This window comes from Gordonia sp. CPCC 205515 (assembly GCF_048537925.1).
In the GTDB taxonomy this organism is placed as follows: domain Bacteria; phylum Actinomycetota; class Actinomycetes; order Mycobacteriales; family Mycobacteriaceae; genus Gordonia.
On the sequence record NZ_JBCLVJ010000005.1, the window covers coordinates 39649 to 53473 of the forward strand.

At 66.8% G+C, this 13825-nt stretch carries 15 protein-coding genes and 1 tRNA gene; 7 read left to right on the forward strand and 9 right to left on the reverse strand.

What is annotated here, in order from left to right; genetic code table 11:
- The first annotated feature begins 111 nt into the window (after positions 1 to 111).
- Positions 112 to 930 (forward strand): mycofactocin-coupled SDR family oxidoreductase, encoded by an 819-nt coding sequence (locus AAFP30_RS07520; protein ID WP_419229252.1) that lies wholly within the window; start codon positions 112 to 114, stop codon positions 928 to 930.
- Positions 931 to 932: 2 nt separating this feature from the next.
- Here AAFP30_RS07520 and AAFP30_RS07525 read toward each other — a convergent pair whose 3' ends face one another.
- From AAFP30_RS07525 to AAFP30_RS07555, 7 genes are all read right to left on the reverse strand, one after another.
- Positions 933 to 1838, reverse strand: coding sequence for a LysR family transcriptional regulator (locus AAFP30_RS07525; protein WP_419229253.1), 906 nt, complete (start codon positions 1836 to 1838; stop codon positions 933 to 935).
- 5 nt (positions 1839 to 1843) lie between these two features.
- The gene (locus tag AAFP30_RS07530) at positions 1844 to 2047 is read right to left on the reverse strand and encodes a hypothetical protein (RefSeq protein WP_419229254.1); all 204 of its coding nucleotides are present in this window, start codon (positions 2045 to 2047) and stop codon (positions 1844 to 1846) included.
- A gap of 79 nt (positions 2048 to 2126) precedes the next feature.
- Positions 2127 to 2202: transfer RNA gene (locus AAFP30_RS07535), tRNA-Thr, on the reverse strand.
- Positions 2203 to 2287: 85 nt separating this feature from the next.
- Positions 2288 to 3151: an esterase/lipase family protein gene (locus AAFP30_RS07540; RefSeq protein ID WP_419229255.1), complete on the reverse strand. Its 864-nt coding sequence runs from the start codon at positions 3149 to 3151 to the stop codon at positions 2288 to 2290.
- 32 nt (positions 3152 to 3183) lie between these two features.
- On the reverse strand, positions 3184 to 3615 hold the full coding sequence (locus tag AAFP30_RS07545; RefSeq protein WP_419229256.1) for a VOC family protein: 432 nt from the start codon (positions 3613 to 3615) through the stop codon (positions 3184 to 3186).
- A gap of 61 nt (positions 3616 to 3676) precedes the next feature.
- A complete protein-coding gene (locus AAFP30_RS07550; protein WP_419229257.1) occupies positions 3677 to 4132 on the reverse strand; it encodes a helix-turn-helix transcriptional regulator in 456 nt (151 codons plus the stop codon).
- A 7-nt stretch (positions 4133 to 4139) separates the two neighbouring features.
- Positions 4140 to 4736, reverse strand: a complete 597-nt coding sequence (locus AAFP30_RS07555) for a hypothetical protein (protein ID WP_419229258.1) — start codon at positions 4734 to 4736, stop codon at positions 4140 to 4142.
- Positions 4737 to 4781: 45 nt separating this feature from the next.
- Here AAFP30_RS07555 and AAFP30_RS07560 point away from each other — a divergent pair, with 45 nt between their 5' ends.
- Together AAFP30_RS07560 and AAFP30_RS07565 are read left to right on the forward strand one after the other, a co-directional pair.
- Positions 4782 to 5450: a VOC family protein gene (locus AAFP30_RS07560; RefSeq protein ID WP_419229259.1), complete on the forward strand. Its 669-nt coding sequence runs from the start codon at positions 4782 to 4784 to the stop codon at positions 5448 to 5450.
- 193 nt (positions 5451 to 5643) lie between these two features.
- Complete coding sequence (locus AAFP30_RS07565; RefSeq protein WP_419229260.1) at positions 5644 to 5781, forward strand: hypothetical protein; 138 nt, start codon at positions 5644 to 5646, stop codon at positions 5779 to 5781.
- 626 nt (positions 5782 to 6407) lie between these two features.
- Here AAFP30_RS07565 and AAFP30_RS07570 read toward each other — a convergent pair.
- Complete coding sequence (locus AAFP30_RS07570; protein WP_419229466.1) at positions 6408 to 7640, reverse strand: NAD(P)-dependent malic enzyme; 1233 nt, start codon at positions 7638 to 7640, stop codon at positions 6408 to 6410.
- 272 nt (positions 7641 to 7912) lie between these two features.
- Between AAFP30_RS07570 and AAFP30_RS07575 the strand changes: the two genes are divergently transcribed.
- From AAFP30_RS07575 to AAFP30_RS07590, 4 genes are read left to right on the forward strand one after another with little or no spacing between them, the layout of a single operon-like run.
- The gene (locus AAFP30_RS07575) at positions 7913 to 8566 is read left to right on the forward strand and encodes a GntR family transcriptional regulator (protein ID WP_419229261.1); all 654 of its coding nucleotides are present in this window, start codon (positions 7913 to 7915) and stop codon (positions 8564 to 8566) included.
- The gene (locus AAFP30_RS07580; RefSeq protein WP_419229262.1) at positions 8563 to 9810 is read left to right on the forward strand and encodes an MFS transporter; all 1248 of its coding nucleotides are present in this window, start codon (positions 8563 to 8565) and stop codon (positions 9808 to 9810) included. Before AAFP30_RS07575 ends, AAFP30_RS07580 begins: the two co-directional genes overlap by 4 nt.
- A gap of 56 nt (positions 9811 to 9866) precedes the next feature.
- Complete coding sequence (locus AAFP30_RS07585; protein WP_419229263.1) at positions 9867 to 11924, forward strand: DUF6541 family protein; 2058 nt, start codon at positions 9867 to 9869, stop codon at positions 11922 to 11924.
- A gap of 10 nt (positions 11925 to 11934) precedes the next feature.
- Positions 11935 to 12780, forward strand: a complete 846-nt coding sequence (locus tag AAFP30_RS07590; protein WP_419229264.1) for a hydrolase — start codon at positions 11935 to 11937, stop codon at positions 12778 to 12780.
- Here AAFP30_RS07590 and galE read toward each other — a convergent pair.
- Complete coding sequence (galE, locus tag AAFP30_RS07595; protein WP_419229467.1) at positions 12765 to 13784, reverse strand: UDP-glucose 4-epimerase GalE; 1020 nt, start codon at positions 13782 to 13784, stop codon at positions 12765 to 12767. The two genes, AAFP30_RS07590 and galE, sit on opposite strands and share 16 nt — an antisense overlap.
- Positions 13785 to 13825 lie beyond the last annotated feature (41 nt).

Consider the following 13825-nt stretch of genomic DNA (forward strand, 5'->3'; position numbering starts at 1 on the left):
GCGTGTGATCAGATCATGCCCCACCGTCCGGTGGGTGGGATTTCGGCCCGCATGCGCGCGCCGGGCCTCTACTGTGCGGAGCGGAAGTGTCTGCACACAGGGAGGTCGGTCATGGGCAAGCTCGACGGCAAGGTCGCATTCATCACGGGTGCCGCGCGGGGACAGGGCCGCAGTCACGCGGTGAAGCTGGCGTCGGAGGGCGCTGACATCATCGCCGTCGACATCTGCGACCAGATCTCGTCGGTCGAGTACGCGATGGCCGCCCCGGAGGATCTCGCCGAGACGGTCAAGCAGGTCGAGGCGCTCGATCGGCGAATCGTGTCGCGGCAGGTCGACGTGCGTGACCTCGATGCGTTGCGGTCGGTGGTCGCCGACGGTGAGGCAGAGCTCGGCACCCTCGACATCATCATCGCCAACGCGGGCATTGCGCCCGTCGGGCTCGACGGCGAGTACGTCGAGCGCTGGAAAGACGTCATCGATGTCAACATGACCGGCGTGTTCTACACGGTGATGGCCGGTGTGCAGAGCCTGATCGACAAACAGGCCGGGTCGATCGTGATCACCAGTTCGACCCAGGGCCTGAAGGGCACCGGCGGCTCGGGTGGTCCGAGTGTCGCCTACACCGCCGCCAAGCACGGTCTGGTCGGGATGATGCGGTCGTGGGCGAACTGGTTGTCGCCCATGAATATTCGGGTCAACACCGTGCACCCGACCGGTGTCGCGACCCCGATGATCCAGAACCCGGTGATGGAGCAGATCTTCAACGCGCTCGGCCCCGACGTCGAGATCGACGCGGTGAAGAACCTCATGCCGATCCCGTGGGTGGAACCGGTCGACATCTCCAACGCGATCGCCTTCCTCGTCTCCGACGACGCCCGCTATATCACCGGCATCACGCTGCCCGTCGACGCCGGATTCAGTGCTCGCTGAGGCTATTTCGGGCGCCCGGCCGGCAACGCCACATCGAGGAGGTCGCGGGCCGGGCCGCGTAGCCTGATGTTCGGCGACCACACCGCACGCAGTGGTCGCAGCATCCGCAGGCCCTCGACGTCGACGCGGACCAACCGTCCCGCGGTGATGTCGTCGTCCACCGACAGGCGTGAAAGTACTGCGGCGCCAGGCGAATTCAGTACGGAAGCGCGAATCGCGGTGACCGACCGTAATTCGATTGACGGCTCGGCCGGGGTGGCGCCCGAATCCCGCAGGGCCGCTTCATAGGTCACGCGAGTGCCCGATCCCGGCTCGCGCTGGATCAGGGGCGTCGCGGCGAGTTCGTCGATGCCGATCGTCGCGCCGGTGGCCCACGGGTGACCAGGTGCGACGACCACCACCAGTTCGTCGCGGGAGACCATCGCGCTGTCGAGATCGTTGATCGCGCCGGGACTTTCGATGAAACCGAGATCGGCCTCGCCGGCATGGACCGCCGCCATCACCTCCGACGAGTTCATCGGCCGCACCGAGATCTTCACGTCACTGCGGTGCGCGAGGGTGGTGATCCAGATCGGAACCAGGTATTCCGCAACGGTTTTCGACGCCGCCACCACCAGCGTCGAGTGATGTGCACCGACCAGGGCGTCGACGCCGGCCATGAATTGCGCGCCGCGTTCGACGAGTGCGTTGGCCCACTCCAGCACGGCCATGCCGTTGGCGGTGACGTCGACGCCGCCGGCCGACCGGACGAAGATCTCCACGCCGAGTTCCCGTTCGACGCTGCGTACCCGGGAACTCACCGCCTGTTGGCTGATACCGAGATCACGCGCCGCGGCACCCATGCTGCCCAGACGCGCGACCGTGACGACGACGTCCAGGGCGGAGAGGTCGGGGAGGCGTTGCTGCACCGAGGTCAGGCGGGAGTTCCGCCGCCCTCGGTGTCGTCGGAGGCGGGTGCTGCCGCGGCGTCCTCGTCCGCGCTGCTCTCGTCGGCGCTGTCGTCGTCATGGCGCAGCGGGTCGTACCCGTCGACGCCCTCGAGGACCGTCAGCTCCTGATCGATCGCCGCGGACACGGCCTTGGCCTCTTCTTTGATCTTGTTGATGAAGTCCGACATGTCTGCTCCTTGTGCCGCGGCGTTGACCAGTGGTCTCGACACCACTATAGGAGGTCGCATCCGCCCGGTAGGTGGACCGTGGAGCCGCCCAGGAGAATCGAACTCCTGACCTATTCATTACGAGTGAATTGCTCTACCGACTGAGCTAGGGCGGCGTGCTGTGCGAGACAGCGCCCACGAGTCTAGCGACCACCCCGGTCACCCTCCAAACCGGGATCGGACGTGCGTCAGATCCCCAGGTCACGCCAGGTAATCGTCCCCGCACGGCACCGCAACTCGGCGTGCGGGATCGAGGGCGTTGCGGACCAGCGCACCGACGGTCGGGGAGTAAGCCATCCCGACGTGCCCGATCATCGACTTCGGGCAGACGGTCTGCACCGGGAGGTTGGTGACGTTCGACCCGGGTGTCATGAGCGAGTTCTGCCAGGGACTGACGATCTGATCGTGGGTGGTCGCGAGGTTCACGTAGGTGATCGTCGGATGTCGCGGTCCCCAGTCGTTCTCGCCGGGTTCACGCGCCGCGGGGAGCCGGTCGGTGATCGTGCTGGTCCGCGAGTAGCCACGATTCGGGGCGGACAGGCCGACGATGGTGTCGATCCGGGCGGCCTTGCCGGGCAGTTGGGAGACGAGCTGGGCGATCGCCCCGCCCTGCGAATGGCCGACGAAGTCCACCTTGGCCGCCCCGGTCGCGGCCAGCACCCGATCCATGAACGCCCCGACCTGCCGAGCCGACCGATCCTTGTTACCCAGGCCGCCGACGCTGCCGCTCCAACTGGTCTGTCCGTAGGTCAGGCTGAACACGCAGTAGCCGGCATTCGCGAGCATCGGCGACAGGTAGGCGAGGTTCGCGGCCTGGTTCATCGCGGTGCCGTGCAGCAGGATCACCGGGTCGCGGCCCTGCTTGTCCCGGCAGCCGAAGCGGTTCGATCCGGGCGGCGATGTCGTCGCCGGCTTGAGATAGTTGTCGGCGATGGCCCGCTGCGGGTCCGTGACGACCGGATAGGGCGCGGCCTCGGCGGTCGGACCCAGGGCTGTGGTCAGGCCCGCGACGAGCGCGAGCAGTCCGCCGGTGATGCCGAGTCGACGCATGCGCATGAAGCTCATTCTGCACACCACTGCTCGACTCGGCAGCGGTTCTACAGTTCCGCGAAGTTCTCCGCGAGTTGCGTCAACCGGATGCTGTTGCCCGATGGGTCACGGAATCCCGCGTCGATGCCGTACGGTCGCTGCTCCGGTGTCTCGGTGAACTCGACACCGCGGGCGGCGAGTTCCGCATACGACGCCTGGCAGTCGTCGGTCGTCAGAAACACTGTTCCGGCAAAGCCTTTCGCCATGATCGAGCGGATCTCCTCTTGCGTGGCGGCGTCGATCATAGGTGGTCCGGGAATCGCCATCAGCACGATCGACACATCATCCTGTCCGGGCGGCCCGACGGTGAGCCAGCGGAAGCCACCCATCTCCGCCATCGTGACGTCGGAACGGACCTCCATCCCGACCTTGGACGTCCAGAAATCCAGGGCGGCGTCCTGGTCGTGAACCCACAGTTGCGCGCTTGCGATCTGAATCATGCTGATCACCTTGATCTTTCGTGCATCGCCGAGGGTGATGCGGTGGTTGGTGAGGTCAACGCTACGAGCCGTCGGACCCTGCGGTCTTCTTCCCTTGTGCTGTCTTGGCGACCCTGCTTGTCGGGGCCGGTCGGTGGTAGACCCGTAATACGCACGCCGGCACCCAGGCGTAGACATGGGCCGGCGGAAACGAGGCCCGATAGGCGGTGGGCGTCTTGCCGAAGGCCTTGGTGAAACTCGTGGTGAACGACCCGACGCTGGACAGCCCGACCGACATGCAGATGTCGGCGACCGACCGGTCCGTGTTGCGGAGCATCGCGGCCGCACGTTCGAGACGGCGGGTCTGCAGATAGGCGTGCGGCGACTCACCGAACGTCGCGGCGAACGCCCGAGAGAAATGGGCCCGCGAGAGCCCCGCGGCGGCGGCCATGTCGACGACGGTCAGCGGTTCGGCGAACCGGACATCGACGAGATCCTTGGCGCGCAACAGGTGTCGCGCCGGCGGCGGACTGGGCATGGGTCGATTATGCGCCGTCGGAGCGGCGCTCATCGAGTGCCGCCAAGACCACGCGCCCGCGCGGCGACAATTCATACCCGACGTCGAGGCTGTGGGTCAGACCGAGTTTCTTCAGCTTTCGCACGTCGAGCTTGAAATCGGGCCGATCCCTGCCCAATTCGGCGGCCAGTTCGGTGGAGACCACCGCCGGCCGACGGCCGATGAGCTCGAGTACCGCACGCGTCCACGCGCCGTGCGACGAGCGGGCGTCGAGCCGATCGAGCCGGGCGACGATGTCGGCGAGGTCGGCGCTGGACAACTCGTCGTCCTCGCGCAACGCGATCCGCGGATCGGGTCCGGCCCAGCGCAGGCCGACACGGAATACCGGATCGTCGTTGTCGCGGAGCTTGCTGACCGCCTGCGCGGCGGTGTCGAACCCGGCGCGCCGGGCGTCGTCGTCGGAGATGTCGGTGACGGCGATCGGCTCCACGGAAGTGACCCCGATGAGTCCAGCGCTGGTGAGGAACTGCGAACCGGCCTTGACACGCGCGGTCTTCCACCGACGGAAGGCCAGATCGACACGGCCGTCCGCCACTCCTTGCGCCACCCGCACGGGAAGAAGCACCTCTGCAACCTACCTTCGATCCGCTCGCGTGCGTAGGGTCGAAGTATGACGGGATCCACCGGAACACCAGTCAGTGCCGCCGCGGCAACCGAAGCGCTCTCCGACCCGTGGCGAGTTCTCGCCGGCACGCTGTACGCGGCGTACAAAACCGGGAACATGGTGCGCGGCGGTGAGTTCGTTGCCAAGATCATCGACGCCGCGGAGGCGGCCGGCCATCACCCCGACGTGGAGTTACGTTATGGCTCAGTTCATCTTGCTTTGACGACCCACAGCGCGCATCGGCTCACCGAGGCCGACGTGATGCTCGCCAACGCGCTCGCGGCCATCGCGGTGGATCTGGACATCGCACCGCTCGACGCCCCGCCGAGCCGTTTCGAACTGGCCATAGACGCTCTCGACATCGCCAAGATCCGACCATTCTGGAAAGCCGTCCTCGGCTATCAGGATGAGCCCGAAGAAACCAGCATCGACCTCTCCGACCCGGCCGGCATCCTGCCCGGAGTGTGGTTCCAGCAGATGGGCGAACCGCGCCCGCAGCGCAGCCGCATGCACGTCGACCTCTGGGTGCCGCACGACGTGATCCAGGACCGCATCGCCGCGGCCCTCGACACCGACGGACAACTCCTCACCGACGAGTACGCGCCGTCGTTCTGGGTGCTCGCCGATCCGGAGGGCAACGAGATCTGTCTGTGCACCTGGCAGGAGCGGGACTGATCTCCGTCACGCGCTCCGGCGACTGCGGATTCGACGGCGATCCTTGCCCCGTGAATTCGAGAATGTCCTCGAGGACTTCGTCCCAGCCGTAGATCACATCGTCGTAGGTCAACCGGATCGGTGGCTGGTTATGGCGGAGCACGGACTTGCGATCGCGACGTCGATCATTCTGGTAACTCGCGAGGCTGGTGTGGTGAAGCTTGCTGTCGCATTCGATCAGCAAGCGTCCGACGCGGAGGTCCACATGACCGACGTCGGGTATCGACGGCTGAACTTCGATATGAAAGCCGCGGGCGCGCAGTCGAATCCGCACGACCGATTCGGTTCCTGATTGAGACCGGGCGTCGCACTTGTCCAGCATTCTTGCAATTTGTTTGGATGTCCGAGGCAGTTGGGCGGCGAGATCGGGGATGGTCGTGTCCGTCGAGTTGGCCACCGAGTCGCAGATGGCGATCCAGTGTTCTTCGGTCGCGCATCCGGCTGCGCAGGCCAAGGCCGTCGCGACGGAATCGACCGCGCCGGTGACGGCAAGGGGGCGACCCGGGAGCTCACAGAAGTCTCGACGGCTGTTCGCGTGGTGGCGCGATGCCCGCACATGCAACGAGTCGTAGCCGGGCGGAATCCAGAAGCCGCGACGCTTCAGCTCGGAGACGCAGCTCAGGGCGCCGCCGCGTCGCACCGCGAGGACGACATCAGGGTGGGCGTCCGCACCTGCGTAGTAGCCGGGCCGCAGTTGCGTCAGGGTGCCGCGCCGGACCTCTCGCCGAATGTCTGCATCGCCGAGATCGCGATGAAGCAGTTCTGCGCGGCTGTACACATGCGAGTCCACACATAATCAGACGCGGCGCAGACGGGGTTGGCTCCACCGTGACCAAGATCGGCCCCGTCAGGACGGTTCGAGGGGCAATGCCCCTCGGCCGCCGCTGACGGGGCCGATCTCAGTCATCAGTCGAAAGCTCAGGCGACGCCTTCGGCCTTCGCGGTCTCGGCGACCGCCTTGGCCACGGCCGGTGCCACGCGCTGATCGAGCGGGCTCGGGACGATCTGATCGACCCGCAGGTCATCGGCGACAACCGAGAAGATCGCTTCTGCCGCAGCCAGTTTCATGCGCTCGGTGATACGACGGGCACCCGCATCCAGCGCGCCGGCGAACACGCCGGGGAACGCCAGGACGTTGTTGATCTGGTTCGGGAAGTCGCTGCGGCCGGTCGCGACGATCGACGCGTACTTGGCGGCGACGGTCGGGTGGATCTCCGGATCCGGGTTCGACAGCGCGAACACGATCGAATTCTCGGCCATCGACGCCACCAGCGACTCGCCGATCTTGCCGGCCGAGACACCGAGGAACACGTCCGCGCCCTCGAGCGCCTCCTCGGCACCGCCGTGCAGACTGCGCGGATTGGTGTGTTCGGCCAGTTCCTGCTTGACCTCGTTGAGGTCCTCGCGGTGGAAGCTGACGATGCCCTTGGAATCCAGCACGACCACGTCGGCGACGTCGGCGGCCCGCAGGATGTTCGCACACGCGACGCCTGCGGCACCGGCACCCGAGATGACCACCTTGAGGTCGCGGATGTCGCGGTTCTGCAGCTTCATCGCACCCTTCAGTGCGGCGAGCACCACGATCGCGGTGCCGTGCTGGTCGTCGTGCATGACGGGGCAGTCGAGGGCCTCGATCACCCGGCGCTCGATCTCGAAGCAGCGCGGCGCGGAGATGTCCTCGAGGTTGACCGCACCGAAGCTCGGGCGCAGCCGGATGAGGGTCTCGACGATCTCGTCGGGGTCCTTGGTGTCGAGCACGATCGGGATGGAGTTCAATCCGGCGAAGGTGCGGAACAGTGCGGACTTGCCCTCCATCACCGGCAGCGACGCACGCGGGCCGATGTCACCGAGACCGAGGACCGCGGAACCGTCGGAGACGACGGCGACCAGGCGGTCGGTCCAGGTGTATTTGTTCACCAGTTCGGCGTCGGCGTCGATGGCGCGGGAGACCTGCGCGACGCCGGGGGTGTAGGCGATCGACAGGTCGCGCTGGGTGTCGATGGGGGAGCGCAGTTCGACGGACAGTTTGCCGCCCGCATGCGCCATGAAGATCTCTTCGTCGGTGATCGGGAGCTCGTCGATGGTGGGCTCCTTCACGGGTCCGCTGCTGTGTTCGATCGGGGTGTTGTCTGCCGTGCTTCCCACGGTTATTCCTCCTGGACGGCCCGCACAGGTCGGCGGGTCTCGACGGAGCGTCACATCAGCGGGACGCTCCCGGTCAAACTCTTCTCGAACGGGTCCCCGGCGGCGTCGGGGGTGACCCGGCCTGCCGTGACCGCGGCTGCCGTACCTGTCTGGATGGACAGGTACAGGAACTCGACAAGTGTCGCACCGGGCTTGTGAGCCGATCAAGGTGGTCTTGCTCTCCATGTGCTGGGTCACACGTTGTGCCGGTTCGCGTCCTTGGGGTACAACTTGTATCTATGTTGCATGCGACTAAGGTCCCGGCTGCCGAACGGGTGTATCGCGAGGTCAAGGAACAGATCCTGACCAACGCGATCGCGGGCGGTGAACTGATCAGCGAGGGTGAGGTCGCCGCGCAGTGCGAGGTCAGCCGCACCCCGGTACGGGAGGCGTTTCTACGACTCGAGGCCGAGGGCTGGATGCGGCTCTATCCCAAGCGCGGTGCGCTCGTCGTGCCGATCGGCGAGCGCGAGGCCGCCGACGTCGTCGATGCGCGGCTGCTGTTCGAAGAGCACGCGGTGCGGGCGGTCGCCGCTCGGGAGTCGCGCCGGACCGGACTGGTCGAGCAACTCCGAGCGAACCTCACCGCCCATCGCGCGGCGGACCCGGCCGACATCGCCGAATTCTCCCGCCTCGACGCCGAGTTCCATCAGCTCATCGTCACCGCCGGCGACAACCCGCTGCTCGCCGACTTCTTCCGCAGCCTCGGCGAACGGCATCGTCGCATGACGACGGCGAGCGTGCACCGCGACCACACGGTGGCCGGCCGCATCCTCGACGATCACCGCGACCTGCTCGCCGCCATCGACACCGGCGACGCCGACCGCTTCGCCACCGCCCTCGCCGACCATCTCGCCGGCGTCCACGACCTGAGAGGAGGCGCTCGACCATGACTCTCACCTCGTCGAAGCCCGTCGCAGGCACCCGCCCGGACGCTCGCGCTTGGATACCGGTGTCGCTCGCGGTGTTCGCCGCCGCGTGGGGTGGCAATGAGTTCACCCCGCTGCTGGTGATGTACCGGCGAGGTGGGGATCTGTCGGACGTCGCGGTCGACGCCCTGCTGTTCACCTATGTGCTCGGCATCGTCCCCGCGCTGCTCATCGGCGGCCCGCTCTCCGATCGCCTCGGCCGTCGACCGCTGATGCTGCCCGCACCGATTTTCGCCGCCCTCGGTTCGGTGCTGCTGGCGCTCGGCCCGCACTCGCTGGCGTTGCTGTCGGTCGGTCGGGTCTGCAGTGGCGTCGCGCTCGGATTGTCCATGGCCGTCGGCGGCAGTTGGCTCGCCGAGATCTCCGCGCACAACGGCGCCGGACGGGCCACCGGCGCACGACGCGCCGCGATGAGCCTGACCGCAGGCTTCGGCGTCGGTGCCGGGGTGGCCGGAGTGCTCGCCCAGTGGGGTCCGTGGCCGACCGCGCTGCCGTATGCGGTGAACATCGCCCTCGCGGCGGCGGCGCTCGGCTGGCTGCGCCAGAGCCCGGAGACCCGCGAGCGACAGACGTCGCCCGGCCGACTGATCGACGATCTCAAGATCCCCGGCGTCGCCCATCGACGCTTCCTGCTGGTCGTGCTGCCGCTGGCGCCGTGGGTGTTCGGGGCAGCAGCCTCGGCCTATGCGGTGATCCCGGCGCTGATGTCCACCCGCACCGCGGGCGCACCCATCGCGTTCGCGTCGCTGTGCTGCGTCCTCGGTCTTGCCGCCGGCTTCGCCATCCAGACGTTCGGTCGGCGGATCGACGACCCGAACGGGGTGCGTGCCGTCGTCTCGGCGCTGGTTGTCGTCGCGATCGGGATGGGCCTGGCCGCGCTGGCCGCCCAGCTGCTCACGGTGTGGATGGCGCTGGTCGCGGCCGTCGTCCTCGGTTGCGGCTACGGCATGGCCATGATGGCCGGGCTGCTCGAGGTGCAGCGGCTCGCCGGCCCGCACAACCTCGCCGGCCTGACCGCCGTCTTCTACAGCGTCACCTATCTCGGCTTCGCGGTGCCGGCGATCCTCGCGTGGATTTCCGAGACCTACACCTCGGTGACCTATCCGATGATGTTCGGGTTCGGTGTCGTGGCGGCGCTGGGGTGCCTGCTGGTGGTCGTCGCCGGACATCGTGCGGACCGGCGTGCAGCCACGGCGCTCACCGCGTGACGCCGCACCGACGGTAACCTCTTCGGGGATCCGTTGAACGTGGGAGGTTGTGGGCGATGCTGCTGGGGGCGTGGATCAGCCTGGTGACGGCACTGGTGCTGATCGTCCCGGGGGCACTTGTCGGGCGCCTGACGACCCTGCCGTGGCCGGTCGCGATCGCCGCCGGACCGCCGATCACCTTCGCCATCGTCAGTTGGTTCACCGTCACCTACAGCGCGATCGGCATCAGCTGGAACCTGCTGACGGCGCTGCTCGCGGTGGTGATCAGCCTGCTCGTCGCATGGGGCTACGCCGCACTGCTGCGCACCCGACGACTCCGCGGTCTGACGCCCATCAGCGCCGACGACGACGATCCGCCGCTGGACCGCCGCGGCATCGTCTGGCTGATCGCCGGTGCAGCCCTCGGCGGCCTCATCATCACCATCACCTGTATCCGGCCGCTGGTGAAAACCGCGTTCGCCGGACTCAACAACATCCCGCAGGTGTGGGACTCGTTGTGGCACGCCAGTTCTCTGCGCTGGATACAAGAGACCGGTGTCGGCTCGGCGTTGCGCATGGGTGAGCTGATGAACTACGACACCCACGGCTTCAACTACTACCCGAACACCTGGCATGCGCTCGGCGCGCTGGTCATTCCGCTCACCGGCGCGCAGCCGGTCGAGATCTACAACGCCTATTCGCCTGCGGTGCTTGCCATCACCGTGCCGTTCGGCGTCGCGAGTCTGGCGTACTGGATGGCGCGGCACCGCCTCGACACTCGGCGGTCGGCACTGCTCGCCGCGACGGCGGCCGCGATCTGCGCGCTGTTCCCATCGCTGCCCTACGTCGAGATCGAACTGACGTCCGTGCCCAACGCGGTTGGCGTGTCGATGGCGCCGATCGCCGCGGTTCTGGCGATCTCCGCAATCCGGGACCGACGGCGAATCGTGCCTGCGGCACTTGCGGTGTCGGGGGTGACGGCCACGCATCCGTCCGGGCTGGTCCTGGCGGGCGTGATCATCGGCGTGTGGTGGCTCGCCGAAGGGCTGTGGCGCCCGGCGTACGGCCGCCTCCGTGACTTCGTCAGCCTCGTGGTGACCGGGATTCTGTCGCTACTCCTGATCGCGCCGGTCATCTACGGAACCATCAAGGTGTCCGACACCAACACGTTGCCGTTCTTCGACTTCCGCGAAGAGACCATCGGTGTCGCGCAGGGACTCGCGCGCGCGGCGTTCAACGGCACCGTCCCGCTCGACGACCACTACCCGATCTGGATTCTGGTCGCTCTCTCCGTGATCGGCGCCGGTGTGCTGCTGTGGATGCGGTGCTGGGCCGGCCTGGTCACGTGGCTGATCTTCGTGCTGGTGACCGCGAATTCGGTGGTCGCACTTGGTGTCCTGTCCTATCCGCTGGGCGCGGTCGGCGGCTACTTCTACAACTCGCCGCACCGACTCACCTTCGTCGTCGCGATGTTCTCCGCCGCGGCGAGCGGGATCGCGTTGGGCGCGATCGCACTCTGGCTGGCGCAGATGGTGTCCCGCGCGACGTCGTCGGACCCGACGCCGGTACCGGCGCGCAGTGCCGGCTGGGTGGTGCCGACCGCTTTCGCAGTGTTGCTCGTCCTCGTTGCGGCCGGCGGGGTCTGGAAGTATCCGGCGAACGCGCAACTGGCATCCAAGGAACGCGGCGGCAAGTTCATCGGCCCCGACGACCTCGCCGCCTACCACTGGCTCGAGAAGCAACCGGGAGCGCGAGATGCGTTGATCCTCAACAATCTCGACCAGGGGACCGGCTGGATCTACCCGGTCACCGGACTCACCCCGCTCTTCCCGTTCTACCGCGCCAACGACTTCTCCCAACGGCAACGCGACCTGTACTGGGGGGCCTCACAGATCGGTGCCGACCCCTACATCGACGGCATCGTGCGAGATATGAACGTGCACTGGGTGATCGACAGCCCACCGAGCTACTGGCCCTTCCAGAACGGGGTACCCGACCCGGACAACGGAGTGCAGGGTGATCCGTTCCTCGCGTTGCGGCAACACGGGGCACCCGGGCTGACCCCGGAATTTCGGCAGGGCAACGTGACCGTCTATCGGGTCAATGACAACGTCTTCGCGGGGCAGTCGGGATAGCCTGGACCGGGTGAACCCGGGATGGATCTGCGACCTGTGCGGCAACGAGTTCCCGCCGGCCGGCCAGCCACCGACGCGCTGCCCGATCTGCGCCGACGACCGTCAGTTCATCCCCCGCAGCGGACCGAGTTGGTCCGAGCTGAATCCTGCGGCCGACAATGAGTTGACTGCCGCCGAACTCGAGCCGGGATTCTGGCAACTGACCATTCGCCCGAGCGTGGGCATCGGACAACACACCTACGTCATCGAATCCACCGACGGTAATGTGCTCTGGGAGCCACCGGGTTTCATCGGCCCGTCACTCACGGACTGGCTCGACGAACACGGCGGCCTGTGCGCGATCACCGCCAGTCATCCGCATCTCGTCGGGGCGAGTGTCTCGCTGAGCCACCGCTACGGGCGGGTTCCAGTGTGGTTCAACGACAATGACCGGCGATGGGTGACCCGCCCCGATCCGGTCATCGAATTCTGGCGCGACACAACCAACATCGCGCCTGGGCTGCACCTGGTGCAATGCGGCGGCCACTTCCCGGGCAGCGCCGTGCTGCATCTGCCGCAGGCCGCGGACGGTCGCGGAGCGCTGCTGACCGGCGACACCATCATGGCCGTACCGCACCCGGAGATGGTGTCCTTCATGCGCAGCTTCCCCAACCTGATCCCGTTGTCGCCGCGGCTGGTTCGCGGTATCGCCGACCGGGTGGCGGAGCTGCGATTCGACCGTATCTATGCCGCGTTCGGCGCTCCCGTCGCCCCCAAAGCAGCAGAAATCGTCGCATCGTCAGCGCAGCGCTACATCGACTGGGTCACCGACGCGCAGATGGATCCGGACGAGCGGAATGGTCAGGCGTCGGGGTAACCATTCGGATTGCCCGACTGCCACCGCCACGTGTCCTCGCACATGTCGTCGATGGTCTTGGTTGCATACCAATTCAATTCGCTGTTGGCCCGGGATGGATCAGCATACGACGCGGCGATGTCCCCGACACGACGCGGCGCGATCTCGTAGGGAACCGGCTTGCCACTGGCCTTTTCGAATGCCTTGATCACTTCGAGAACCGAAACACCCTGTCCGGTACCGAGATTCCAGATGGATATCGGGCTGGAGTCCTTGGCGATGCGGTCGAGTGCCGCGACATGGCCGGCAGCGAGGTCGTCGACGTGAATGTAGTCGCGGACACCGGTGCCGTCCGGGGTGTCGTAATCGTCGCCGAACACCGACAGCTTCTCGCGACGCCCCACCGCGACCTGCGCGACGAACGGCATGAGGTTGTTGGGGATGCCGCTGGGGTCCTCGCCGATCTCGCCGCTCGCATGTGCGCCCACCGGGTTGAAATAGCGCAGGGCGGCGATCCGCCAGCGGTCGTCGCTCGCCGCGATGTCGGTGAGGATCTGCTCGATCATCACCTTGGTCCAGCCATACGGATTGGTCGCCGACGTCGGCAGATCCTCGGTCATCGGCAGTTGTGGCTCGGCACCGTAGACCGTCGCCGACGACGAGAACACCAGTGTCCGCACATCGTGTCGGTCCATCGCGCGCATCAACGAGAACGTGGAGTCGAGATTGTTCTGGTAGTAGTCGAGCGGTTTGGACACCGACTCGCCGACCGCTTTGAACCCGGCGAAGTGGATGACCGCATCGATCGACTCGTGCGCGAACAGATGCTCGGTCTTGTCGACGTCGGTGAGGTCGAACGAATGCACCGGGAGATGCACCCCGGTGATGCCCTCCAGGCGGCCGATCACCGTCGGCTTGGAGTTGCTGAAGTCGTCGACGATCACGACGTCGTGGCCGGCGTCGATGAGTCGGATGACTGTGTGCGAGCCGATGTAGCCGGCGCCGCCGCTGACGAGTACGCGCATGGTGACCACCGTATGCGGCAGTCCTGCGAGTTCGCCGGGTG